The sequence below is a fragment of the Pseudomonas sp. LBUM1644 genome, assembly GCF_059716195.1.
The window spans coordinates 5,242,102-5,267,042 of sequence record NZ_CP166812.1 but is presented as its reverse complement, the minus strand read 5'-3'; the positions used below and the strand labels follow the sequence as shown (position 1 = coordinate 5,267,042).

The following is a 24,941-nucleotide window of genomic DNA, read 5'->3' as shown; positions in this document are numbered from 1 at the left end:
CCGCAAATGACCTGGCGTGTTTTTATGCCAAAATCGCCCATCCCGATTGTCCAGAGCGTGCCTGATGTCCCAGCAACCCACCCTCATCCGCGAAACCTTCCCCGTCGGCCCTTTGCAGTGCAACTGCACGATCATCGGCGATCCGGTCACGAAAAAGGCCATTGTGGTCGATCCGGGTGGCAATCATGAGCTGATTTTGGCGCGGCTCGACGCGCTCGGTCTGAAGGTGGTCAGCATCATCCATACCCACGCGCATCTGGATCACTTCCTGGCCTCCGGTCAGCTCAAGGAGAAAACCGGCGCGACCCTGCACCTGCATAAAGAAGATCAATTTCTCTGGGACAACCTGGAGATGCAGTGCCAGATGTTCGGGGTGCCGTACACACCGGTGCCATCGCCGGATCGCTGGCTGGCCGATGATGAAGAACTGGCCTGCGGCTGCGGCGTTGCGCTGCACACGCCGGGTCATACGCCGGGGTCGATGAGCTTTTGGTTTGCAGAGGCTAAGCTGCTGATTGCCGGTGACACGTTGTTTCGTCGCGGGGTAGGGCGCACGGATTTGTGGGGTGGCGATCAGGCGACCATCGTGCGTTCGATCAAGCAGCGGTTGTACACCCTCGATGAGGAAGCGACGGTCGTGACCGGGCATGGTCCGGATACCCGTCTGGGCGATGAAATGCGCGAGAACCCTTTTGTGCGGGCCTGATTTGTAACCAACGGAATTTTTGTTGGCCAAAGCGATCCAACGCCCGCAAAGGCCAGATGCTGAGTCCGTTGCACCACAGAATGCAAAAAGTAGGAGCTCTTCATGTTCACCATGCGTCCTTTGATTATTGTCGCTACTGCTGTGGCTTTGCTGTCCGGCTGCACTCGCCTAACCCTTACGACAACCAGGGGCAAGCCGATAGTGGTTCCACGGGGATGAGCAAAACCGCCAAGTACGGTGGCCTCGGGGCTCTGGCCGGTGCGTTGGCCGGTGCAGCCATCGACCACAACAACCGTGGTAAAGGCGCGCTGATTGGCGCGGCGGTGGTCGGTGCTTCCGCCGCCGGTTATGGTTACTACGCTGACCAGCAAGAGAAAAAACTGCGCGCCAGCATGGCCAACACCGGTGTTGAAGTGCAACGCCAAGGCGATCAGATCAAGCTGATCATGCCGGGTAACATCACGTTCGCCACCGATTCGGCGAATATCTCGTCGAGCTTCTATCAGCCGCTGAACAACCTGGCGGGCTCGCTCAAGGAGTTCAGCCAGAACCAGATCGAAATCGTCGGGTACACCGACAGCACCGGCAGCCGTCAGCACAACATGGACCTGTCCCAGCGTCGCGCCCAGAGCGTGGCAACATACCTGACCTCGCAAGGCGTGAGCGGTACCAACCTGTCGGCGCGTGGCGCCGGCCCGGATAACCCGATTGCCAGTAATGCTGACGTCAATGGTCGGGCGCAGAACCGCCGCGTTGAGGTCAATTTGAAGGCGATTCCGGGTCAGCAGTATCCACAGCAGTAAACCGTTCACTTACTAACCTGACTGAACCCCAGGCGTAAAAAAGAAACCGCCCGATCCTCAACAGACCGGGCGGTTTTTTTGTGCCAGCAGTTCCGGCCCCTTCGCGAGCAGGCTCGCTCCCACATGGATTCTGTGGTCATAGCCAAATCCCTGTGGGAGCGGGCTTGCTCGCGAAGAGGCCGGGACAGGCAACCAATCAGTCAGCGACAAAAAAGCCCTCGAACGATGACTCATCCGAGGGCTTTTTCATGTCGCGCGAAACCTGATTACTTCTTCAGGCCGTAATGCTCATCGAGCATGCCCGGCGCGTTCGGGGCTTTGGGGGCGTAGTCGCGAGGCGGCTCCTGATTGCGCGGTGGCGTCAGGCGCTCCCGTGGAGCCACTGCCGCGTCGGCGTGCAGCGAGGCCAGCAAGCGTTGGCGGGTCTGCTCGTCCAGGGCCAGGCGATTGGCACCCTCGGCGAGGTGATCCTGCACTTCCTGATAGCTCTGAGTCAGTTTCTTGACCAGGGTTGCAGTGCTATTGAAGTGGGTGACCACTTCATTCTGATAACTGTCGAAACGTTCCTGAATGTCGTCCAGCTGACGTTGAGTGCTGCTGGGCGCGGCATTCGGCACCAGGCGAGCGACCAGGAATCCAATGGCGACACCCACGACCAGGGCAAGAGTCGGTAACAACCAAACTAAGAGCGAGTGTTCCACGAGTCCTTCCTCTATAAACGGCTTTGCTTTACGTTAACGGCTCGAACCTGCGCTGTATACCGCGATTCACTCGCAATAGATTGGCACAGACAATTTGCTAGACGAGTCGACCCGATTCGAGGTCACGGAGTTCCTTCCTTGCTTATGCGCGAAACCCCTGTTGTGATTGATGGTCCCGTCGGTCAACTGGAAAGTTTGTACCTGGATAACGAGCAGCCTCGCGGCATTGCGCTGGTCTGCCATCCGAACCCGGTGCAGGGCGGCACCATGCTCAACAAAGTGGTCTCGACCCTGCAGCGCACCGCGCGCGATGCCGGTTTGATTACTTTGCGTTTCAATTACCGTGGCGTTGGTGCCAGCGAAGGCAGTCATGACATGGGCACTGGCGAAGTCGACGATGCCCAGGCCGCCGCTGAATGGCTGCGGGCTAAACACCCTGACTTACCGCTGACGCTGTTTGGTTTCTCCTTCGGCGGTTTTGTTGCAGCAAGTCTCGGCGGACGCCTGGAAGCGAAGGGCGAACAGTTGAAACATTTGTTCATGGTCGCGCCCGCGGTCATGCGCCTCGGCGATCAGGATCAACTGCCGCAGCAAGGCCAGTTGACCCTGATCCAGCCGGAAACCGACGAAGTCATCGATCCGCAAGCCGTCTACGACTGGTCCGACACACTCGATCGCCCCCATGAGCTACTGAAAGTGGCAGAATGCGGACACTTTTTTCATGGCAAGCTGACCGATCTCAAGGATCTGATCCTGCCGCGTCTTTCGAATTGATTGCAGTCTGACAAGCGATTACCCATGACGACTCGTACCCGTATCCTCACCGGCATCACCACCACCGGCACGCCGCACCTGGGCAACTACGCCGGCGCCATCCGCCCGGCGATCCTCGCCAGCCGCGACAGTAATGCCGATTCGTTCTACTTCCTGGCCGACTACCACGCCCTGATCAAATGCGATGACCCGCTGCGCATCCAGCGCTCGCGTCTGGAAATCGCCGCGACCTGGCTGGCCGGTGGCCTCGATGTGGACCGCGTGACCTTTTACCGCCAGTCCGACATCCCGGAAATTCCCGAGTTGACCTGGCTGCTGACCTGCGTCGCCGCCAAGGGCCTGCTCAACCGCGCCCACGCCTACAAGGCGTCGGTGGACAAGAACGTCGAAACCGGCGAAGACCCGGATGCCGGCATCACCATGGGCTTGTACAGCTACCCGGTGCTGATGGCCGCGGACATCCTGATGTTCAACGCGCATAAGGTGCCGGTCGGTCGTGACCAGATTCAGCACGTGGAAATGGCCCGCGACATCGGCCAGCGCTTCAACCACCTGTTTGGCCAGGGCAAGGAATTCTTCACCATGCCCGAGGCGCTGATCGAAGAAAGCGTCGCCACGCTGCCAGGTCTCGACGGTCGCAAGATGTCGAAGAGCTACGACAACACCATTCCGTTGTTCAGCAGTGCCAAGGAAATGAAGGACGCGATTTCGCGGATCGTCACCGACTCCCGCGCGCCGGGCGAAGCCAAGGATCCGGACAACTCGCACCTGTTCACCTTGTTCCAGGCCTTCGCCACCCCGGCGCAGTCCGACGAGTTCCGCAGTGAACTGTTGCAGGGCCTGGGTTGGGGCGAGGCGAAGAATCGTCTGTTCCAGCTGCTCGACATCGAGCTGGGCGAATCCCGCGAGCGTTATCACCAGCTGATTGAGCGCCCGGCAGACCTGGAAGATATCTTGCAGACCGGCGCCAAAAAGGCACGCTCGGTGGCCACGCCGTTCCTCCACGAACTGCGTGAGGCGGTCGGCCTGCGTTCTTTTGTCGCCCAGACGCAAGTCGCTACGACGACCAAGAAGAAAGCCGCGAAAGCCGCGCGTTTTGTCAGCTTCCGTGAAGACGACGGCAGTTTCCGCTTCCGTCTGTTGGCGGCCGATGGCGAGCAACTGCTGTTGTCACGCAACTTCGCCGACGGCAAAACCGCCGGTCAGGTGACCAAACAGCTGCAATCGGGCCAGCCTCTGGACGTGCGCAGCGAAGACTTGAGCTTCAGCGTCTGGCTGGAAGGCGAGTGCGTTGCCGACAGCCCGGCTTTCGCCGATAGCGCTGCTCGCGACGTCGCCATCGACGCCCTGCGGATTGCGCTGACGCCCGTTCAGGAATAATCAACGGCTCGGTCCGACCAAGGGCCGATTGCCATTCCCACGGGCCATCGCTACAGTGACGGCCCGTTTTTGTTGCCTTGCTAACGAATTATGACGCCCCTAGAACGATATCAAGCTGATCTGAAACGCCCGGAATTCTTCCATGACGCCGCGCAGGAAACGGCCGTGCGCCATTTGCAGCGCCTGTACGACGATCTGGTCGCGGCCTCGGCAAGCAAACCGGGCCTGTTCGGCAAACTGTTTGGCAAGAAAGAGCAGGCGCCGGTCAAGGGCCTGTACTTCTGGGGCGGCGTGGGTCGCGGCAAGACTTACCTGGTCGACACCTTCTTCGAAGCGCTGCCGTTCAAGGAAAAGGTCCGGACGCACTTCCACCGCTTCATGAAGCGTGTGCACGAAGAAATGAAGACCCTGGGCGGCGAGAAAAACCCGCTGACCATCATCGCCAAGCGCTTCTCCGACGAAGCCCGGGTTATCTGCTTCGATGAATTCTTCGTCTCGGACATCACCGACGCCATGATCCTCGGCACGCTGATGGAAGAACTGTTCAAGAATGGCGTGACCCTGGTCGCAACATCGAACATCGTCCCGGACGGTCTGTACAAGGACGGCCTGCAGCGCGCGCGCTTCCTGCCGGCCATTGCGCTGATCAAGCAAAACACTGAAATCGTCAACGTCGACAGTGGCGTCGACTATCGTCTGCGCCATCTCGAACAAGCGGAGTTGTTCCACTTTCCGCTCGATGAAGCGTCCCACGAAAGCTTGCGCAAGAGCTTCCGCGCGCTGACGCCAGAATGCACGGCGGCCATCGAGAACGACGTGTTGATGATCGAAAACCGCGAAATCCGTGCCTTGCGCACCTGCGATGACGTGGCCTGGTTCGACTTCCGCGAACTCTGCGACGGCCCGCGCAGCCAGAACGATTACATCGAACTGGGCAAGATCTTCCACGCCGTGTTGCTCAGCGGTGTCGAGCAGATGAGCGTCACTACCGACGACATCGCTCGACGCTTTATCAACATGGTCGACGAGTTCTACGACCGTAACGTGAAGCTGATCATTTCTGCCGAAGTCGAGCTCAAAGACCTCTACACCGGCGGCCGCCTGAACTTCGAGTTCCAGCGCACCCTCAGCCGTTTGCTGGAAATGCAGTCCCATGAATTCCTGTCCCGGGCGCATAAGCCGTAGGATATTTTGGAAAATAAAAAAGGGCCTGCCAATGCAGGCCCTTTTTTATACGCGCGGTTTGGCTCACCGCAAATCCTGTAGGAGCGAGCTTGCTCGCGATGGACTCAAGAGCGGCGCGTTTATTCAGAGAGCACGCGTCACCGTTAACGTCCATCGCGAGCAAGCTCGCTCCTACAGGGATGTGTGTCAGATTTCCAGGAGATAACTCGCCAGGGCATCCTGTCGCTGACAGCCAATGAGCAGCCACAACAAAATTCGGGCTTTGCGCGGACAGAGAAATCCCGCCATCAACGCCCCTTTACGAATCAGGTCCATCTCGCTCCCATCAAAACCGTAAGTCGTTTGAGCTGTCGAGCCGGACCCCGTCCGTGTGGCGATAATGACCGGGATTTTACGGGCGATATTTTCAATCGCATCCGCCCAGCCCGCAGAAACGTGTCCCGCACCGAAACCCGCAATCACCAGACCGTCGTAGCCCAGTTCGAGGATGTTCTCCAAGAACAGGGTGTCGGCAGACAATGACGCTTCCAGCAGGGCAACCTTCTGTGCGGTCTGCTGCGGCAAAGGTAAAATCGTCCGCCGGGCCGGTTCTCGTAAGTAGCGGACGGTGTTCTCCACGAGCACCCCAGCAGGGCCAAACACTGGGGAGGAAAACGCCTGCAACGCCTGCGAATCGATTTTGCGAACGTGGGATGCCGGGTGTATCTGCCCGTTCATGACCACCTGAACACCTCGCTGTCGGCTGTTTTCTGCCAGTGCCACCCGGCAGGCGTCCAGCAGATTCGCCGGCCCCTCAGCGCCTGCCTGGCCCGCCGAACGCATGGCGCCCGTCAGGACTAACGGTTCGTCGTGACGCCATAAGTAGTCAAAAAATGTGGCTGTTTCTTCCAATGTGTCCGTGCCCTGAATGATGACGACACCTGAGGCGCCTTGCTTGATTTGAAAATTCGCCCAGGAAAGCACGCTCAGTAGAAACTCGAAATCCAGTGAGGCACTGGGCAGCAGTCCGAGCGTTTCGATCGTCACCCGCGCCAGCGTTGTCAATTGCGGTACAGATGCCAGCAGGGCCTCGCCACTGATGGTCGGGATAACGCCTTCAGCGGCGTTTCTGACTTGCATACACACGGTGCCGCCGAGCGCCGCGATGGCCAGTTTGGGTAAGTCCATGTGATACCTCGCTAACTGTCAGGAGATCGGCTGTAAGCGGATTGAGCCCGCCTTACAGCCGAATGGCGAAGTGGGTCAGATGGCGATGAGAAAACCGATAAACGGAATAATCAGCAGCGTACTGATGGCCATGGAGAGCACATTGCCGATGAAACCATGCATGTCGCTCGGCAATCGCTTGGCGATCGCACACGCCAGCGGTGGTGCAATCAAAGCCCCCAGCAGTGCACTCATGACGATGACCTGCCAGCTGCCGCCGTACGTCAGTACCGCCGCCGGCACCACTGACACCAGCGGTACGTAGGTGGGGTACCAGCCGAGCGACATCCAATGTCGACGCCAGATCACCACACCCAATGCTGAGGTCAGCGCTTGCGCGCCAATCAGCTGTGGCAGCAGTTCCGATCCGTAAACCGGGCTCAACGGGTTCAGCGTGAACGCCAATAGAGCGCCCAGTATCAGGCCGAGACTGGCCCATTCGTTGCCAAAGAATGGCGCTTCCGAAAAGTCCGCCAAGACTCGGCGCAGGCTCCAGATGACGCCGTAGTCAGGCGCTTTGGTGATGGCAGGTTCGGGGGCAGGGCCGGACGACTTCCCGGAGGGATCGGATTTCACCAGGCTTGGCAGATAGCGACAGAGTAGAAAGGCGAACACGCTGGCGACCGCCATGCCCGAGACATTGCCGATCACCACTGGCAATCCCAGCGGGTTGCACACGTAATTGACCATCAGCAAACACATCGGCGTTACGAACATCGCGCCCATGATTGCGCCGTTGATGGTGACCTTCCAGCCGCCGCCAAACATCAGCACCATCGCCGCCGGCAATGAAACGAATGCGACAAACGTGGGTTGCCAGCTATTGGCAGTCACCGTCCAGCCCCAAAGCAGGTTGCTCAATAGCAGCCCAAGCAATGAGCTGGTGATCAACCACGGCCAGAGCCCGCTGCCGTATGAAATGGCAAAGCCTTGCCAGGATTTCCCGGTCCGGTTCGCCCAATAGGCCAGATAAGCACCCGCCAGCAGCCCGATAGAGGCGAACTCGTGCTTGTAGAATGCGACTTCGCTGATGTCTCCGAGCACCCAGCGTAACCAGGCACTTGGCTCGGGAAGGCCCGACACCATATCGGCGTAGCTGGGCCAGTGAGCAGACCAGAAAGTTCGATTGGTGAAGGACAGCCAGATAACCAGCAGTGTGGTGCCGATCATCAGCAGGATGACCGCATTATCGGCAGGCGATCTGCGGATACGTTGTTTTTTGTCGGTTGAGGTTTCCATTAGTCAGCCTCCTTCATCAGCGCGGGAGACATGGGTGTTGTGTGTAACCGAGCATCTGGTCGTAGAGATCGGCTCGACGGTCACGATGCAGATCGTTCAGGTTGTTCCAGATGGGGGCACTGCGCGAACTGGTCAGGTCGATATCGGCAAACAGGATTTCCTGTTTGTCTGCCGAGGCCACCGCGCCGATTGGCCAGCCATTGGTCCCGGCAATCAATGAGCAGCCAAGGTAACGCGCCCCTCGTTCCTCACCGATCCGGCTAGCGGCAGCGATAAACACATTGTTGACGTGGGCCGCGGTCATCGTCAGATACGACGCCATGCACTTGCCTGCATCATCGAATAGCGGCGGTGGCGTCCAGACCCAGTTGTTCAGGCTGCAAATGATGTCCGCGCCTTGCTGGCCAAGGATTCGCGGCACTTCCGGAAACCAGATGTCCCAGCAGATCAACAAGCCAATGCGTCCGATCGGTGTTTCAAATACCGGGAAACCCAGATCGCCAGGGGTAAACCAGAGCTTCTCCAGGTTCCATAAATGGGCTTTTCGATACTTGCCGATGAAGCCATCAGGCCCGACAAGCACGGCGGTATTGAAGAGGCGCATTCCGTCGCGTTCGTTTAAACCGGTGACCAGGTAAACGTTGTGTTTGCGGGCGAAGCTCATCCAGAGTTGCACGCTCGTCCCATCGGGAACCGCCTCCGCATGGGCGAAGGCGTCCTGCCGATTGCTGAAGAAATAGCCGGTGTTGGAGAGCTCGGGCAAAACGATGAGGCGCGCACCGCCATTTACCGCTTCCAGCGCTAATTCCAGACCAAGACGCAGGTTACTTTCACGCTTCTCGATGCCGACTTGTGGGTCGAATTGCACGACGGCTACACGAACAGGGCTTGTTGGCTCACTCATTCCGATGACCTCTTTTTTATTGTTATTCACGCTGTTTAATTGCGTGTTTATAAGAGTTGAAACGGCAGGCGAGCGTAAGTCAGCTGCTTCCGGTAAGGCTGTAGTCCTTATCCGAAGATGAGCGAGGCGTTTTCGGGAGGGTAGAGCCGATGCACGGCGTGCATGGCTCTGGGGGTAATGAAGCCGTCAGGCTTTGACTTGATAGTGCGGATAGTCACTCATGGAAAATCCGCCGTTGAAGGTCGCGGCGGTTTTATCGCAGATGTGAATGACTGCATCGACGGCACCTCGAAAGCAGGGTTCGGTCCAGCCGGCATCTACGGAAAACGACTCTCCGGAAAAATACAGGCCTGAGACATGGGCGTAGTCCCGGTTGTACTTCATCAGGCCCACGGCGTCATAGTAAGTGCCGGGTCGGTAGAGCTTGGCGCAACCCAGGGCATTTTTATCGGTAACCCAGCGTTGGACTACGGCTTGATCAGTACCGATGTAGGGAGAAATTTTCTCCTGGATATTGGCTGACCTCATGAGTATGCGATCCAGCTCCTTGACGCACTTGGTCACCAGCTCTTTGTCGGCGAACGAGGCGAGTTTGGTGGCGTCATCCTCCCATGTGTAACTCAAGAGGATGCAGTCATAGCTGTAGTTGTCGTTGTAGCGGTAGGTGTAGACATCGTGGATAAAACTGTCGGTGACGATGGCTTGCGGGATATTGTGGTTTTTTGAAAGAAACGATTTTTTCAGCGGTGCATAGACTTTGCAACTGGTCTCCCAGTGCGCCGTTTTATAAGCATTGATCGTCTCGAAAGGCAGCATTTCCTGATCGAAATTTTCAAGAGAGATCCGAGTTTCGATCAGCCAGGACGGCAAAGTCATGATGACCGAATCAAAGTCATCGAACTGTTCCTGGGTTTGCTCGGGTCGACTGTGTTGCCAGTTGAAGTAGACGCGCGTTTTCTGATTCGTCAGTTTTTTAAGTTTCGTAACGGATGAGTCCGTGAGGAAGCCATTGCTTCTTTCGCGGCTATGTTCGTAGACGGATTTGCCGGTTTCGTCGTTTTGCATAAAAAACAGGCACTCGTCCAGCGCGGCGAGGCCGATGTAGCGAGGCCTGTCGAAACTCAGCCCCATCGAATCATGAACAACTTCGCTGTGCAGGAAGGGTGAGGCCAGCGGATCGCCATTTGTGTCTACCCGGCCATGGATCAATTGCAACTGGCTGCTGAATCCGAAGATGGCAGTACGTAGTGGATAAAGGCAGCAGACGTCATAAAAGGCGCCCCAGCTACCGTCACCAATGCCAATTGCATAGAAAATCGCAGACTCTTCTGCGGACATCCCCATTCCACCAAAGTCCCCTGGCGAGCGTTTATCCCAGCGCTCCAGTGCCGGCATGCTGACAAGGTCGCGAAACGAAACGCTCTCGTATTTTTCGACGATAGCGGCCCACATGGCTTCCCATTCCTGGCTGGCGTAGACCTCTGCGACGTGTCGGGTCATGCGGTCGGCGAAGGCTTTCCACTTGGCATAGACCTTTTGCAATTCTGTACCAGGAGGTGGGGTCTGACCATCGACGTTCTTCCATATCAACATGTGCGGTTCCGATCTGCCGCCCATGCTGCCCTCTCGAAGATAAACACCGGTCGAGCTGACCCATTGGCTTCCAGGATTGGCAAAGTCTGAAAATGACAAGTCAAAAACCTTGGCGTAGTAGGCCATCAGCGACCTGCCTTCTGTCAGCGGCTCGTCTGCCCGATTGAAGAAAGGCATGCGCATGGCCCCCATTTCAAACGGGGTATGACTTTCCGTGGAGTGTCGACTTCCAGGAACGGTCAGGTGTCTGCCGCCTATGCGCCTGGATTGTTCTATGAGGGTGATATGGGTGAAGCCGCAGCGGTAGAGTTCTCTGGCAGCAGTCAGTCCGGTCACACCGGCACCAATGATGCAGATTTTATGATTCGGGTCGGTTGCCCTGGCGATGCCATTTTCTTGCTCGACCATTGCTCGATAGTCGAAACAGAGGTCGGGAGGATTTGGAAAGCGAGGCTTCCATTTGTTTTCAGTTGAGCGCTTTGTTCGAGCGACAGCCTTGGCCGCGTAGGAGGGGTAGTTGTAGCTTGATCCGATAGTCACTGTTGATCTTCCCTGTCAGCACTGGTGGTGTTTGCAGGGAAAGATGTTGATGCACTGGGCTGTCAGGGTATAGGAGCAAAGTTGGGCGCGGAGCTGCTCTGTATTCGCTTTGTCGCGTGGGAAAAAGGCCTGGGTTGAAGACCTTTCATGCGCTGAAGATCCCCTGTGGGAGCGGGCTTGCTCGCGAATGCGGTATGTCAGTCGACATTGATGTTGAATGTCGGTCCGCCTTCGCGAGCAAGCCCGCTCCCACAGTTGAAAGGTGTTGAGGCTTACGTCCTATGCAGCTTGCTGGAATTGTTGCCGATACTGGTTTGGCGACAGTTCTGTGTGCTGGCGAAACAGCCGTGCGAAGAAACTCGCATCGTCGTAGCCGACTTCATAGCTGATGGTCTTGATGCTTTTGCGGCTGCCGGAGAGCAAACCCTTGGCCGTTTCGATGCGCAGGCGTTGCAGGTAATGCAATGGCTTGTCGCCGGTGGCGGTCTGGAAGCGGCGCATGAAGTTGCGGATGCTCATGCCGTGTTCGCGAGCGACGTCTTCGAAGCGGAATTTGTCGGCGAAGTGTTCTTCCAGCCAGTGCTGGATCTGCAGGATGATCACGTCCTGGTGCAGTTTCTGCCCGCCAAAACCGATTCTTCCAGGCGAATAACTGCGCTGCACTTCATACAGAATGTCCCGCGCTACGGCCTGGGATACGTTGGCGCCGCAGAAGCGCTCGATCAGGTAGATATAGAGGTCGCACGCCGAGGTGGTACCGCCGGCGCAATACAGGTTGTCGGCGTCGGTCAGGTGCTTGTCCTGATTGAGCTGTACCTTCGGGAAACGCTCGGCAAATGCATTGAAGAAGCGCCAGTAGGTGGTCGCTTCCTTGCCATCGAGCAACCCTGCCTCGGCCAGCCAGAACACCCCGGTCGCTTCGCCGCACAGTACCGCGCCGCGCGCATGTTGCTGGCGCAACCACGGCAGGACCTGTGGATAACGTTTGCAGAGCGTTTCGAAGTCGTCCCAGAACGCGGGAAGTATGATGATGTCGGCATTTTCCAGGCCGCCGTCCACCGGCATGATCACATCGCTGAAGCTGTTGACCGGTTTGCCGTCGGGACTGACCAGTCGGGTTTCGAACGCCGGCGTGAGGCCGTGGCCCAGTTGTTTGCCGTAGCGCAGGCTGGCCAGGTGAAAAAAATCCTTGGCTTGCATGAGGGTGGAAGCGAAAACCCGGTCGATAGCCAGGATGCTGACGCGCCGCAACGGCGTGGAGACTTGGTTAGACATAATTCAACTTTATTCTTATAGGGGAAAGTGGTCACCAGACGGCTGGATCGTCTTATTTTTTGTCTGATGTGTCCAGTGTCCTGTATCGGATGCGGGGCTTAGTCTCTGAGGGTTGTTTCCTTCTAACAATAAAAACAGGTGCCGCATGATCCCCAGAACCTTGTTCAGTTCCGAGCACGAACTTTTTCGTGACAGCGTGCGAACATTCCTCGAAAAAGAGGCCGTGCCGTTTCATGGGCAATGGGAAAAACAGGGCTATATCGACCGTCAGCTCTGGAACAAGGCGGGGGAGGCCGGGATGCTCTGCTCGCATCTGCCGGAAGAGTACGGCGGGTTGGGGGCGGATTTTCTCTACAGCGCGGTAGTGATCGAAGAGGTTGGCCGTCTGGGCCTGACTGGCATCGGCTTTTCCCTGCATTCCGATATCGTCGCACCGTACATCCTGCATTACGGCAGTGAAGCGCTGAAGCACAAATACCTGCCAAAACTGGTCTCTGGCGAGATGGTCACCGCGATCGCCATGACCGAGCCGGGCGCCGGTTCCGACCTGCAAGGGGTGAAAACCACAGCAGTGCTGGATGGCGACGAGTATGTGATCAACGGCTCGAAAACCTTTATCACCAACGGCTTTCTGGCTGACCTGGTGATTGTCGTGGCCAAGACCGATCCGAAGGCGGGCGCGAAGGGCACCAGTTTGTTCCTGGTGGAAGCCAACACCCCGGGATTTGCCAAGGGCAAGCGCCTGGAGAAGGTCGGCATGAAGGCCCAGGACACGTCGGAGTTGTTCTTCCAGGATGTGCGGGTGCCTAAGGAAAACCTGCTGGGGCAGGCTGGGATGGGCTTTGCGTACCTGATGCAGGAATTGCCGCAGGAGCGTCTTACTGTTGCGATCGGTGGGGTCGCATCGGCTGAGGCCGGGCTGCAATGGACATTGGAATACACCCGCGAGCGCAAGGCGTTCGGTAAAGCAATCGCCGATTTCCAGAACACCCGCTTCAAGCTGGCGGAGATGGCGACCGAGATTCAGATTGGCCGAGTCTTCGTTGATCGCTGTCTGGAACTGCATCTGCAAGGCAAGCTGGATGTGCCGACGGCGGCGATGGCCAAGTATTGGGGTACGGACCTGCAATGCAGGGTGCTCGACGAGTGCGTGCAGTTGCACGGCGGTTACGGGTTCATGTGGGAATACCCGATAGCCCGGGCGTGGGCGGATGCGCGGGTGCAGCGGATCTATGCCGGGACCAATGAGATCATGAAGGAGATTATTGCTCGGTCGCTTTGAGCCTCTGCGACGGTTGAAAAGATCGCAGCCTGCGGCAGCTCCTACAGGGGAACGCATTCCAATGTAGGAGCTGCCGCAGGCTGCGATCTTTTCGGGATCACCGCAAATTACGGCGCCGGGTTCGGGTGATCCTTGTGAATCGCCTCAATCCCTTCCAGCACTTCATCGGACAGTTTCAGGTCGAAGCTGGCAATGTTGCTCTCCAGCTGCTCCATGGTGGTTGCGCCAATGATGTTGCTGGTAACGAACGGCTGCTGCGTCACGAAGGCCAATGCCATCTGCGCCGGGTCCAGGCCATGTTCACGGGCCAGCGCCACATAACGGCTGCACGCTGCTTCCGATTGCGCGTTGAAATAGCGGCTGAAGCGGCTGTAAAGGCTCAGGCGGCCTTTCGGCGGACGCGCGCCACCTTCGTACTTGCCCGACAGGAAACCGAACGCCAGCGGCGAGTAGGCGAGCAGGCCACACTGTTCGCGGATGGCGATTTCTGCGAGGCCGACTTCAAAGCTGCGGTTGAGCAGGTTGTAGGGGTTCTGGATCGACACCGCGCGCGGCCAGCCACGGGCTTCGGCCAGGGCGAGAAAACGCATGGTGCCCCACGGGGTTTCATTGGACAGGCCGATGTGGCGGATCTTGCCGGCCTTCACCTGCTCGTCCAATGCTTCGAGGGTGTCCTCCAGCGGTGTCAGGTTGGCTTCGCTCTTGTGCTTGTAACCCAACTGGCCGAAGAAGTTGGTGCTGCGTTCAGGCCAGTGCAACTGGTACAGATCGATGTAGTCGGTCTGCAGGCGTTTGAGGCTGGCATCCACCGCTTCGGTGATGTGCTGGCGATTGTGTCGCAGGTTTTTGTCGCGGATGTAGTCGATGGTGTTGCCGGGGCCGGCGATCTTGCTGGCCAGGATCCAGTCGGCGCGATCACCACGACTTTTGAAGTAATTGCCGATGTAGCGCTCGGTGGTGGCGTAGGTTTCGGCCTTGGGCGGTACCGGGTACATCTCGGCGGTGTCGATGAAATTGATCCCGGCGCTTTTGGCCCGTTCAATCTGGGCGAAGGCTTCAGCCTCGCTGTTTTGCTCGCCCCAGGTCATCGTTCCGAGGCAGATGGCGCTCACATTCAGATTGGTTCGGCCTAGCTGTCGATAGTCCATCAGGTGCTCCTTGGGCAAAACAATCATAAAAGCAGGTTGAATTATTTTTCGCAATCTGCATAATTGCGCACCTCTTTCTGCAGTGGAAGTGATGCGCCGCCGCCGAAGAATCTTGCCGTTGAACGGACGCGCCGACCCGAGCCCCCGAAAGCGTCTGTATCCGGCTGCCTTTGACTTGTCAAAGTACGCACTATTCAGTAAGATCCGCCGTCTAATTTACAGGGCGGCCCCTGAGGCTATAAAGAATGAAAACTTTTACTGCTAAACCGGAAACAGTACAGCGCGACTGGTTTGTCGTCGACGCTGCAGGTCAGACCCTGGGTCGTCTGGCCACCGAAATCGCGAGCCGTCTGCGTGGCAAGCATAAAGCTGAGTACACTCCTCACGTTGACACCGGCGATTACATCGTCGTTATCAATGCCGAGCAGATTCGTGTAACCGGTGCTAAAACCACCGACAAAATCTACTACTCCCACTCCGGTTTCCCGGGCGGCATCAAGTCGATCAACTTTGAAAAGCTGATCGCTAAAGCCCCTGAGCGCGTGATCGAGACCGCGGTCAAAGGCATGCTGCCTAAGAACCCACTGGGTCGCGACATGTATCGTAAGCTGAAAGTCTATGCGGGCGCTGTACACCCTCATACTGCTCAGCAGCCCCAAGAACTGAAGTTTTAACGGAATAGTTCATTATGTCGGCGACTCAAAATTACGGCACTGGCCGTCGCAAGACCGCAACCGCACGCGTTTTCCTGCGTCCGGGTACTGGTAACATCTCCATCAACAACCGCACCCTGGAAAATTTCTTCGGCCGCGAAACTGCCCGCATGGTAGTTCGTCAGCCGCTGGAACTGACTGAGACTGTCGAGAAATTCGACATCTACGTCACCGTGATCGGTGGTGGTGTAAGTGGTCAAGCTGGCGCAATCCGCCACGGTATCACTCGCGCACTGATGCAGTACGACGAAACCCTGCGTGGCGCTCTGCGCAAAGCTGGCTTCGTGACTCGCGATGCTCGTGAAGTTGAACGTAAGAAAGTCGGTCTGCGTAAAGCGCGTAAGCGTCCGCAGTACTCGAAGCGTTAATTCGCTTTCACGTTCAAAAAGAACGCCCAGTCTCCTCTCGGAGCTGGGCGTTTTTTTATGCGTGCGATTTATCAAAGAATTGCGCTGTGACAACTTGCCACAGCGGTAGAGCCCCTATACTGCAAGGCTTGGCAGTGGAGCCCTTCGGTAATTACCTTGTCAGAATTGGGGCTTTTCATTACCATTCGGCAAAATTTTTATAAGTACATAGATTTACTTAGTAGATGCCTGATTTAACAGGCCACAAAGCTGATGGGAGAGGACTGAATGAGCAATGACGGCGTGAATGCAGGCCGGCGTCGCTTCTTGGTAGCAGCCACATCCGTGGTGGGTGCTGCAGGAGCGGTGGGGGCTGCGGTCCCGTTCGTGGGGTCATGGTTTCCCAGTGCCAAGGCGAAAGCCGCAGGTGCACCGGTGAAAGTGAATGTCAGCAAAGTCGAGCCAGGCCAGCAGATGATTGCTGAGTGGCGCGGCCAGCCGGTGTTCATTGTCCGCCGTACCGCGGAAATCCTGGGGAATCTGAAAAAGATCGAGGGTCAGTTGTCCGACCCGACCTCCAAGAACTCGACACAACCGACGTATGTTGACCCGGAAACGCGTTCGATCAAGCCAGAAGTTCTGCTGCTGATCGGCATCTGCACGCACTTGGGTTGCTCGCCGACCTTCCGTCCTGAAGTGGCACCTGCGGATCTGGGCAAAGACTGGGTCGGTGGATATTTCTGCCCTTGCCACGGTTCCCACTACGATTTGGCTGGCCGCGTCTACAAGTCGCAACCTGCGCCTTTGAACCTGCCAGTTCCCCCGCATTCCTATGAGACCGATGACGTCATTGTCATTGGCGTCGATACGGAGAAAGCGTGATGAGCAAGTTCATGGATTGGGTTGATGCGCGCTTTCCCGCGACCAAGATGTGGGAAGACCATCTCAGCAAGTACTACGCCCCGAAGAACTTCAACTTCTTCTATTTCTTTGGTTCCCTGGCGTTGCTCGTTCTGGTCAACCAGATCGTTACCGGTGTCTGGCTGACCATGAGCTACACCCCTTCGGCAGAAGAAGCGTTTGCTTCCGTCGAATACATCATGCGCGACGTCGAGTACGGCTCGATCCTGCGTCTGCTGCACTCCACCGGCGCTTCGGCGTTCTTCATCGTGGTTTATCTGCACATGTTCCGTGGTCTGCTCTACGGTTCGTACCAGAAGCCACGTGAGCTGGTGTGGGTCTTCGGCATGCTGATCTACCTGGCGCTGATGGCTGAAGCGTTCATGGGCTACCTGCTGCCGTGGGGCCAGATGTCCTACTGGGGCGCCCAGGTGATCATCTCGCTGTTCGGTGCGATTCCGGTGATCGGTAGCGACCTGACTCAGTGGATCCGTGGTGACTACCTGATTTCCGGTATTACCCTGAACCGCTTCTTCGCCTTGCACGTTGTGGCCTTGCCGATCGTGATTCTCGGTCTGGTGGTGCTGCACGTTTTGGCGCTGCACGAAGTCGGTTCGAACAACCCGGATGGTGTGGACATCAAGAAACACAAAGACGAAAACGGCGTACCGCTGGACGGCATTGCCTTCCACCCGTACTACACCGTGAAAGATATTGTCGGCGTAGTGGTGTTCCTGTTCATCTTCTGCTCGATCGTGTTCTTCTTCCCGGAAATGGGCGGCTACTTCCTCGAGAAGCCGAACTTTGAAGTGGCGAACGCCTTCAAGACGCCAGAGCACATCGCTCCAGTCTGGTACTTCACACCGTTCTACGCGATTCTGCGGGCGATTCCGGACAAGCTCCTGGGCGTTGTTGCCATGGGTGCGTCGATTGCCATGCTGTTCGTCCTGCCCTGGCTTGATCGCAGTCCGGTCAAATCCATGCGCTACAAGGGTTGGCTGAGCAGGATCTGGCTCTGGGTGTTCTGCATCTCGTTCGTGATTCTTGGCTGGCTGGGCGTCATGGCGCCTACCCCTGAACGTACGCTGCTGTCGCAGGTCTGCACTTTCCTGTACTTCGCTTACTTCATTCTGATGCCGTTCTACACCCGGCTCGAGAAGACCAAACCGGTACCGGAAAGGGTGACTGGCTGATGAACAAATTATTTGCTGTATTGATTCTTGCGGCTTTGCCTGTCCTGTCTTTCGCAGCCGAACACGGCGGTCCTGAGTTGGAAAAGGTCGATATCGACGTTTCCGACAAGGCTGCCATGCAGGATGGCGCGCGCACTTTTGCTAACTATTGCATGGGCTGCCACAGCGCCAAGTTCCAGCGTTACGAGCGTGTTGCCGATGACCTGGGCATCCCGCATGACATGATGCTGTCGAATCTGGTGTTCACTGGCGCCAAGATCGGCGACCACATGAGCATCGGCATGCAACCGGCGGATGCCAAGACCTGGTTCGGTGCGGCTCCCCCCGATCTGACCCTGGTGGCTCGCGTTCGGGGTACTGACTGGCTTTACGGTTACCTGCGTTCGTTCTACGAAGACCCGTCGCGTCCCTGGGGCGTGAACAACAAGGTCTTCCCGAACGTCGGGATGCCTAACGTTCTGGTCGGCCTGCAGGGCCGGCAGGTGGTAGGCTGCAAACAAGTTCAAATCGTCGAAGACGGCAAGAAGCAATACGATCCGTTGACCGGTACGCCTCTGACTCATGAAGCGTGCGACCAACTGACCGTGTTGCCGAAAACCGGCACGCTGAATCAAGAGCAGTTCGACGAGAAGGTCAAGAATCTGGTGACCTTCCTGGCCTATTCGGCCAACCCGGTGAAGCTGCAGCATCAGCGCATCGGTACCTATGTGTTGCTGTACCTGGCGTTCTTCTTCGTATTCGCTTACTTGCTCAAGCGTGAATACTGGAAAGACGTCCATTGATTAAGCTGTAACAATTGCTGTTGATCGCGCGCGCCCAAGGGCGTCTCTTAAGGTGTAACGAGCCTGGTGTTCCAGGCGTTACGGGAGGCGCCCTCTGGGCGCGCGCGTTTTTCCGCTTCCGATAATTTCTACAAGCGAGGAGGACCGCCATGGGCGTGACCAATCGGTTGGCCTGTTACTCCGACCCCGCCGACCACTATTCCCACCGAGTGCGTATCGTACTTGCAGAGAAGGGTGTCAGCGCTGAGATCATTTACGTGGAAGCTGGCCGCCAGCCGCCTAAACTGATCGAAGTGAACCCTTACGGCAGCTTGCCCACCCTGGTCGATCGTGACCTGGCGTTGTGGGAGTCGACCGTGGTGATGGAATATCTGGATGAGCGTTACCCGCACCCGCCTTTACTGCCGGTTTATCCTGTGGCGCGTGCAAATAGCCGTTTGCTGATTCATCGTATTCAGCGTGACTGGTGTGGCCTGGTGGATCTGATACTGGATTCGCGGACCAAGGAAGCCGCCCGTGTCGTGGCTCGAAAAGAGCTGCGTGAAAGCCTGACAGGCGTGTCGCCGTTGTTTGCCGACAAGCCGTTTTTCCTCAGTGAGGAACAAAGTCTGGTGGATTGCTGCCTATTGCCAATACTCTGGCGATTGCCGATTCTGGGTATTGAACTGCCGCGGCCTGCCAAGCCGCTGCTTGATTATATGGAGCGCTCGTTTGCGCGTGAGGCTTTCCAGGCGAGTCTGTCTGGTGTCGAACGCGATATGCGCTAAGGCTTAAGGAGCCGCTATGAACTCCAGTCGACCTTATCTGGTCCGCGCGCTCTACGAGTGGATTGTGGATAACGATTGCACCCCGCACATGCTGGTCAATTCCGAGTATCCGTCGGTGCAGGTGCCACAAGGTTTTGCCAGCGACGGACAGATTGTCCTGAACGTATCACCGGCTGCCGTGCGTCATCTGCACATGGACAACGAAGCGGTCAGCTTCGAAGGGCGCTTCGGTGGCGTGCCGCACACCCTGTACGTGCCTATCGCATCAATCCTGGGCATTTACGCCCGGGAGAACGGTCAGGGCATGGTGTTCGATCTGGAATCGCCTATGGAAGACGAGGAAGAGATCGAGCCGGATGATGATGATCTTCCGCCACCCGACACCGAGCCGCCGCGTCCCAGCGGTCGACCGAGTTTGAAGGTGGTGAAGTAATAAAAAAGGCGATCCGAAAGGATCGCCTTTTTTATTACTTCTGTCCCGTCCTGAATAAGGTTTACACCTTCTGATCTGTTTTTCAGGAGGGTGTAATGGAATCAGCAAAAAGGCGTAGTCAGCGAGACTACACGCTGACCTTTAAATTGTCGGTCGTCGACCAGGTCGAAAAAGGCGAGCTGAGTTATAAAGAGGCTCAGGAGCGCTACGGGATTCAAGGCAAAACGACCGTTCTGACATGGTTACGCAAGCACGGTCGTCAAGATTGGAGCCCCGGCACCTACATTGGCTCGCCGAGGATGGGGTCTATGCCCGACAAAAACCGACCATTAACGCCAGAGCAGCGCATCAAAGAGCTTGAAGAGCAGTTGGCGCTGTCCAATCAGAAAGCGCAGTTTTTCGAGGCGGTCGTGGACGTCTTGAAAAATGACTACGGTCTCTCTGTCGTAAAAAAGCGTCCCGGCAAGTCCTCACGCAAAAACGAATCCAAAACCTGAGCATCAGCAGGGCTTGCCAGTTCATGGGGATAAGCCGACAGGCTTACTACAAACGCAATCGCGCCGATGCTGCTCGTCTGATTCTGGATCAGAAAGTTGCCGATTTCGTTCAGCAAAAGCGCCTGCGACAGCCGCGGTTGGGCACTAGAAAGCTGCATTACCTGCTGCAATGTCAGCCGCTGCTTGAGCTGCAAGTAGGGCGAGATCGCCTGTTTTCGATTCTGCGCGAACGGCGTTTATTGGTAGCCCGTAAGCGGGCGTATCACAAGACGACTGACAGCCATCATCGCTTTCGACGCCATCCGAACCTGCTCAAACCTGGGCCTGATCAGGTTGTTCCCAGCGGCCCGGAACAGGTCTGGGTGGCTGACATCACCTATCTGCCCACTCAGGAAGGCGTGGCCTATCTGAGCCTTGTGACGGATGCTTTTTCGCGAAAGATCGTGGGCTATCACGTCCATGAAAGCCTGCACACCGAGTCGGTCGCACAGGCGCTGCGCCGGGCGGTGAAGCACCGTCGAACGGAGCAGCCACTGGTTCATCACTCGGACAGAGGCAGCCAGTATTGCTCGGGAATGTACCAGGAACTGCACGCGAAACACGGCATCAGGTGTTCGATGACGGACGGCTACGATTGTTATCAAAACGCGCTGGCAGAGCGGGTAAACGGGATATTGAAGACGGAGCTTTTGCTCCAGCGACCACAGGATTTAACGCAGGCGAAGAAAATGGTGAGCGAGTCGGTATCGATCTACAACCGCGAGCGTCCGCACCTGTCGTTGAAATACAAAACGCCCGATGCGATGCATCGGGCGTTGGGGTGAAACAGGTGTAAACCTATTTCAGGACTAGACATTCACCACCTTCAAACTGTAGGAGCTGCCGCAGGCTGCGATCTTTTGATCTTAAGAAGCAAAGTCAAAAGATCGCAGCCTGCGGCAGCTCCTACAGGGATTGCGGATCAGCGTGTGCAGGTCAGTCGATGTACTCAAACAGCTTCACAATCTTCTGCACACCCGAGACACCTTGCACCAGGTTGGTGGCCTGAGCGGCTTCCTGTTTGGTCAACAGGCCCAACAGGTAGACGATGCCGTTCTCGGTCACAACCTTGATGCGCGAACCAGGGATGTTCGGGTCGGTGAGCATCTGGGTCTTGATCTTGGAGGTCAGCCAGGTGTCGTTCTGACGGGCAAGGAAGCCGGAAGGTGGCAGAACCTGCAGTTCATTGTGAACCGTCTTCACCCGCTGAACAGCAGCGGCAGCCTGTTCGGCCTTGGCCTTGAGGTCTGCGCGCGGGGTTTGCCCGGCGAGCAGCACGACACCGTTGAAGCTGGTGACGACAATGTGCGAGTCGTTGTCCAGGGCTGGATCGGCCTTGGCGATGTTCACGCCGACCTTGGTGTCGATCAGGGAGTCATCAATCTTACTGCCGAAGGTGCGGGTGCCGCGGTCATCTTCAATCGGTGCTTCACGGCTGGCGTTAACCACCGAGGTGCAGCCGCTGATGCCAAGGCACAGTGTCAAGGCCAGTAGGCCTAGGCGATTAGAGGTCATTCTTCACTCCCGAACAGTTGGCTGTCGATCAAGTCGCAAAGGCAATGGATCGCCAGCAGGTGGACTTCTTGAATACGTGCGGTGACGTTGGCCGGTACCCGGATCTCGACATCCTCAGGCAATAGCAGCGACGCCATGCCGCCGCCATCGCGTCCCGTCAATGCTACGACAATCATTTCTCGATCATGTGCGGCCTGGATCGCTTGAATTATGTTTGCCGAGTTGCCGCTGGTGGAAATTGCCAGCAATACATCGCCCGGCTGGCCAAGAGCGCGGATCTGTTTGGAAAAGATTTCGTTGTAGCTGTAGTCGTTGGCGATCGAGGTGATCGTCGAGCTGTCAGTGGTCAGCGCGATGGCTGGCAAGCTTGGGCGTTCACGCTCGAAGCGGTTGAGCAGCTCGGACGAGAAATGCTGGGCATCACCGGCGGAACCGCCGTTGCCGCAAGAAAGCATTTTGCCTTCGTTGAGCAGGGCGTTGACCATGACCTGGCTGGCTTGCTCGATGTGCGGTGCAAGTACTTCCATCGCCTGTTGCTTGGTGTCGATACTGGCCTGAAAAAGCTGGCGAATTCGGGATTGCATGTCCATCTGTGTGACCTTAATTAGCGCGGCTTCTCGGCACATGAATGTGCAGCCCGCAAAGCAAAGAGCAAAAGTGTTGGGTTAGGTGTCCGGTTCGGGACGTACGCGATCAGCTGTCGAAGGCATTCTGCAGCCAGTTCAACTGATCGAGGTTGCTGTCGATGGCAACCACGTCGAAACGGCAAGGGGAATTGGCCCAACGCGACTCGCGCTGAAGAAAATACTGCGCGGCAAGTATCAGTTTCTGCCGTTTGCGCCCATCGATGCTATCGAGTGCGCCACCCCATTGAGTGTTTTTCCTGTAGCGAACTTCAACGAATACTACTGTATCGCCATCGAGCATGACCAGATCAAGCTCACCGCGTTTACACAACCAGTTCTGCGCCAGCAGGCGCAGACCCTGTTGTTGAAGATGCTCGAGCGCATGGCGCTCGGCATCCTTGCCGCTTTGCTGGCGAGACCTGTCAGGCATCAGTGCGGGGTGTCCGGCAGGCGTTGAACCTGGCCGTTGACGAACTGTGCCCATGGCAGCTGACGTACGACCCGCTGATTCTGGGTCATGCCCAGGCTGCCCGACTGACCTTCGATGCGGCTGTCCGGCAGAGCTTTCAGTTGACCCAGGCGCGGCGCCAGGCGATAGGCATCGACGCCCATTGCATACAGGCGACCCAGGCTGCCAGCGGCTTGTGGCCATTGTGCAGTCACTTGTTTGCGCAGCGGATCATTGGCGTCCAGCAGCCATGGGGTTTCGCAGAAGCGAATGCCATTCATGTCGTTGTACTGGTTCACGTCGCCACTGGCGCTGAACACGTGGGACGTTGCGTAGACCGGCACATCACCTGCGTACTGGAAGTTCAAGGTCGGCTTGATCTGTTGTGCCTGTTGCGGGGTCGCGGCCAGGAAGATGAATTCGATGTCCTGGCGGCGCGAAGGTTGGGCCGCTACTTGCGAGCCAACGGTGCTTTGCAGGCTCTTGGCGCGACCTTCGCTCTGACGCAGCTGGAACATGTCCGCGATCTGCTGGGCGAGTTGAACCGGTTGATCGACGCGTTCGGTAGCGACGATGCTGCCGCCGTTGGCCTGCCAATCCTGGCTGAATGCCCTGAGTACGCGGTCACCCCATTCGCCTTTCGGCACCATGATGGCAGCGCGATGCAGTCCATCGGCGCGAGCGCGACGCGACACTTCACGGGCTTCGTCTTCAGCGGCAAGACCGAACTGGAACAGCTGTGCCGGACCTTGTTCGCCTTCGCTGTAGTTCAGCGCCAACGTGGTGATCGGTAGTTGCGGGCGACTGCTGAGCTGTTTGACCAGCGGCTTCTCCAGCGGGCCGACGACCAGTTGCACGCCATCCGCCTGGGCCTTGCGGTAGAACTCATCCATGGACGTCAGGCGCGAGCTGTCATAGAACTCGATGGCTGGCGGCTTCTGCCCGGCTTGTTGTGCCTGGTAATGAGCGGCCATGAAACCTTCGCGCAACGCTTTGCCGACGGAGGCCAGCGGTCCGTCTTGCGGCAGCAGCAGGGCGATCTTGCCCAGCGGCTGGCTCGCCAGTTCCTTGAGCTTGGTCAGTGGCAGCGGCAGCTGAATAGCCGCCGGGTGCTTGGGATTTTCCGCGCGCCATTTATCGATCGCGGCCTGCTGCTGTTCCAGGGTGCCGGCGGACTTTACAGCCAGCGCCAGGCCCATCCAGCCGCCGAGGTCATCGGTGGTGGATGGCTGCAATTGATCGGTGGGCAGCGAGGCGATCAGGGTCCAGATCGCTTCGTGGTTTTTGCTTGCCGCTTCACCGCTCAGCATCGGCGCGATAAAGATGCGCTCACGTGCGGCGGCCAGGGTCTGGCCATCGGCTTCAAGTGCGCGGGCGTGGATGGTGCCGGTGCGGACCTGTTGCTCGACGGGAAGTTCGCCCAAACGTTGCAGGCTCGGATGGCTCAAGGCGGTCAGCGCGGCTTTCGGCTGATTGCGGGTCATGGCCAATTCGGCTGCCAGCGTGCTGGCGAAAACCTGTTGGGCCGGCTTGAGTTGTTCCACCGGAACCTGTTGCAGGATTTGTGCGGACTGGCCGGCATTGCCCTGGCGATAAGCCAGGTCCGCCGCGCTCAGGCGCAACAGGGAGGCTTTTTCCGGGTCCTTGCTTTGAGCGGCCTGTTCGAGCAGTTGCTCGATACTGGCATCGGCAGTCCGTGGAAGTTCGCCAAGGCTGGAGGAGGGCGAGCTGGCGCAAGCCGCCAGCAAGGCAGCGAGGCAGAGGGCAGTGAACAGCCGCAGGCAAGCGATCATGTAGTGTTCCTGATACTCGATCAAATTAGCGTGGAATTGTACCCAAGCACTGGCCGGGGCGCGATGTTACTGGCGTGAATCGATCAATTTAGCTCGTGCAAATGTTGCAGCACTCCACAAAAGACTGAAAAACCGAGAGCGGCTTGCAGGTA

The 24,941-nt window shown here is 57.4% G+C and carries 23 protein-coding genes and 2 pseudogenes; 14 read left to right on the top strand and 11 right to left on the bottom strand.

The features are described 5' to 3' along the window. Window positions 1-64 precede the first annotated feature (64 nt). Together ACA052_RS24110 and ACA052_RS24105 are read left to right on the top strand one after the other, a co-directional pair. Complete coding sequence (locus tag ACA052_RS24110) at window positions 65-706, top strand: MBL fold metallo-hydrolase (RefSeq protein WP_497647108.1); 642 nt, start codon at window positions 65-67, stop codon at window positions 704-706. Between the two features lie 102 nt (window positions 707-808). After that, window positions 809-1,509, top strand: a pseudogene (locus tag ACA052_RS24105) (YiaD family glycine zipper/OmpA-like lipoprotein). A gap of 266 nt (window positions 1,510-1,775) precedes the next feature. Here ACA052_RS24105 and ACA052_RS24100 read toward each other — a convergent pair. Continuing rightward, window positions 1,776-2,210 (bottom strand): Z-ring associated ZapG family protein, encoded by a 435-nt coding sequence (locus ACA052_RS24100; protein ID WP_497647107.1) that lies wholly within the window; start codon window positions 2,208-2,210, stop codon window positions 1,776-1,778. A gap of 144 nt (window positions 2,211-2,354) precedes the next feature. On the opposite strand from ACA052_RS24100, the gene ACA052_RS24095 reads away from it, so the two are divergent. From ACA052_RS24095 to zapE, 3 genes are all read left to right on the top strand, one after another. Next, entirely contained in the window at window positions 2,355-2,984 is a 630-nt protein-coding gene (locus ACA052_RS24095; RefSeq protein ID WP_497647106.1) for an alpha/beta hydrolase, read from the top strand. A gap of 24 nt (window positions 2,985-3,008) precedes the next feature. Further along, the gene (locus tag ACA052_RS24090; protein WP_497647105.1) at window positions 3,009-4,364 is read left to right on the top strand and encodes a tryptophan--tRNA ligase; all 1,356 of its coding nucleotides are present in this window, start codon (window positions 3,009-3,011) and stop codon (window positions 4,362-4,364) included. Window positions 4,365-4,454: 90 nt separating this feature from the next. Continuing rightward, the gene (gene zapE, locus ACA052_RS24085) at window positions 4,455-5,549 is read left to right on the top strand and encodes a cell division protein ZapE (protein WP_497647104.1); all 1,095 of its coding nucleotides are present in this window, start codon (window positions 4,455-4,457) and stop codon (window positions 5,547-5,549) included. Between the two features lie 186 nt (window positions 5,550-5,735). Here zapE and ACA052_RS24080 read toward each other — a convergent pair whose 3' ends face one another. From ACA052_RS24080 to ACA052_RS24060, 5 genes are all read right to left on the bottom strand, one after another. Further along, window positions 5,736-6,716, bottom strand: a complete 981-nt coding sequence (locus ACA052_RS24080; RefSeq protein WP_497647103.1) for an asparaginase — start codon at window positions 6,714-6,716, stop codon at window positions 5,736-5,738. Between the two features lie 75 nt (window positions 6,717-6,791). After that, window positions 6,792-7,994, bottom strand: a complete 1,203-nt coding sequence (locus tag ACA052_RS24075) for a hypothetical protein (RefSeq protein ID WP_497647102.1) — start codon at window positions 7,992-7,994, stop codon at window positions 6,792-6,794. Window positions 7,995-8,010: 16 nt separating this feature from the next. Further along, window positions 8,011-8,898, bottom strand: a complete 888-nt coding sequence (locus ACA052_RS24070; protein WP_497647101.1) for a nitrilase family protein — start codon at window positions 8,896-8,898, stop codon at window positions 8,011-8,013. A 186-nt stretch (window positions 8,899-9,084) separates the two neighbouring features. Continuing rightward, the gene (locus ACA052_RS24065) at window positions 9,085-11,031 is read right to left on the bottom strand and encodes a flavin monoamine oxidase family protein (protein WP_497647100.1); all 1,947 of its coding nucleotides are present in this window, start codon (window positions 11,029-11,031) and stop codon (window positions 9,085-9,087) included. A 279-nt stretch (window positions 11,032-11,310) separates the two neighbouring features. Then, the gene (locus ACA052_RS24060; protein WP_497650386.1) at window positions 11,311-12,207 is read right to left on the bottom strand and encodes a GlxA family transcriptional regulator; all 897 of its coding nucleotides are present in this window, start codon (window positions 12,205-12,207) and stop codon (window positions 11,311-11,313) included. 244 nt (window positions 12,208-12,451) lie between these two features. Here ACA052_RS24060 and ACA052_RS24055 point away from each other — a divergent pair, with 244 nt between their 5' ends. Next, on the top strand, window positions 12,452-13,588 hold the full coding sequence (locus ACA052_RS24055) for an acyl-CoA dehydrogenase family protein (protein ID WP_497647099.1): 1,137 nt from the start codon (window positions 12,452-12,454) through the stop codon (window positions 13,586-13,588). 107 nt (window positions 13,589-13,695) lie between these two features. Here the strand turns inward: ACA052_RS24055 and ACA052_RS24050 are convergent, their stop codons facing one another. Then, window positions 13,696-14,736: an NADP(H)-dependent aldo-keto reductase gene (locus ACA052_RS24050; protein WP_497647098.1), complete on the bottom strand. Its 1,041-nt coding sequence runs from the start codon at window positions 14,734-14,736 to the stop codon at window positions 13,696-13,698. A 245-nt stretch (window positions 14,737-14,981) separates the two neighbouring features. On the opposite strand from ACA052_RS24050, the gene rplM reads away from it, so the two are divergent. The 8 genes and pseudogenes from rplM (at window position 14,982) to ACA052_RS24010 (ending at window position 21,220) form a co-directional block, all read left to right on the top strand. After that, window positions 14,982-15,410, top strand: a complete 429-nt coding sequence (gene rplM / locus ACA052_RS24045) for a 50S ribosomal protein L13 (RefSeq protein ID WP_007905295.1) — start codon at window positions 14,982-14,984, stop codon at window positions 15,408-15,410. Window positions 15,411-15,424: 14 nt separating this feature from the next. Next, on the top strand, window positions 15,425-15,817 hold the full coding sequence (rpsI, locus tag ACA052_RS24040; protein WP_003216038.1) for a 30S ribosomal protein S9: 393 nt from the start codon (window positions 15,425-15,427) through the stop codon (window positions 15,815-15,817). A gap of 267 nt (window positions 15,818-16,084) precedes the next feature. Further along, a complete protein-coding gene (petA, locus tag ACA052_RS24035; RefSeq protein ID WP_497647097.1) occupies window positions 16,085-16,678 on the top strand; it encodes a ubiquinol-cytochrome c reductase iron-sulfur subunit in 594 nt (197 codons plus the stop codon). Then, entirely contained in the window at window positions 16,678-17,889 is a 1,212-nt protein-coding gene (locus ACA052_RS24030) for a cytochrome b (RefSeq protein WP_497647096.1), read from the top strand. The genes petA and ACA052_RS24030 overlap by 1 nt, the downstream gene beginning before the upstream one ends. Further along, complete coding sequence (locus tag ACA052_RS24025; RefSeq protein WP_497647095.1) at window positions 17,889-18,671, top strand: cytochrome c1; 783 nt, start codon at window positions 17,889-17,891, stop codon at window positions 18,669-18,671. The genes ACA052_RS24030 and ACA052_RS24025 overlap by 1 nt, the downstream gene beginning before the upstream one ends. A gap of 149 nt (window positions 18,672-18,820) precedes the next feature. After that, window positions 18,821-19,438, top strand: coding sequence for a glutathione S-transferase N-terminal domain-containing protein (locus tag ACA052_RS24020; protein WP_007905304.1), 618 nt, complete (start codon window positions 18,821-18,823; stop codon window positions 19,436-19,438). A 16-nt stretch (window positions 19,439-19,454) separates the two neighbouring features. After that, window positions 19,455-19,871, top strand: coding sequence for a ClpXP protease specificity-enhancing factor (locus ACA052_RS24015; protein WP_497647094.1), 417 nt, complete (start codon window positions 19,455-19,457; stop codon window positions 19,869-19,871). A 95-nt stretch (window positions 19,872-19,966) separates the two neighbouring features. Continuing rightward, a pseudogene (locus tag ACA052_RS24010) lies at window positions 19,967-21,220 on the top strand (IS3 family transposase). A 123-nt stretch (window positions 21,221-21,343) separates the two neighbouring features. Here ACA052_RS24010 and ACA052_RS24005 read toward each other — a convergent pair. The 4 genes from ACA052_RS24005 to ACA052_RS23990 form a co-directional block, all read right to left on the bottom strand. Further along, window positions 21,344-21,922 carry a BON domain-containing protein gene (locus ACA052_RS24005; RefSeq protein ID WP_497647093.1) on the bottom strand — a complete coding sequence of 193 codons (579 nt, stop codon included), beginning with the start codon at window positions 21,920-21,922 and terminating at the stop codon, window positions 21,344-21,346. After that, window positions 21,919-22,512: a phosphoheptose isomerase gene (locus ACA052_RS24000; protein ID WP_007972584.1), complete on the bottom strand. Its 594-nt coding sequence runs from the start codon at window positions 22,510-22,512 to the stop codon at window positions 21,919-21,921. The genes ACA052_RS24005 and ACA052_RS24000 overlap by 4 nt, the downstream gene beginning before the upstream one ends. Before the next feature lie 103 nt (window positions 22,513-22,615). Next, complete coding sequence (locus tag ACA052_RS23995; protein ID WP_497647092.1) at window positions 22,616-22,978, bottom strand: YraN family protein; 363 nt, start codon at window positions 22,976-22,978, stop codon at window positions 22,616-22,618. Further along, on the bottom strand, window positions 22,978-24,789 hold the full coding sequence (locus ACA052_RS23990) for a penicillin-binding protein activator (protein ID WP_497647091.1): 1,812 nt from the start codon (window positions 24,787-24,789) through the stop codon (window positions 22,978-22,980). The genes ACA052_RS23995 and ACA052_RS23990 overlap by 1 nt, the downstream gene beginning before the upstream one ends. Window positions 24,790-24,941: the final 152 nt, after the last annotated feature.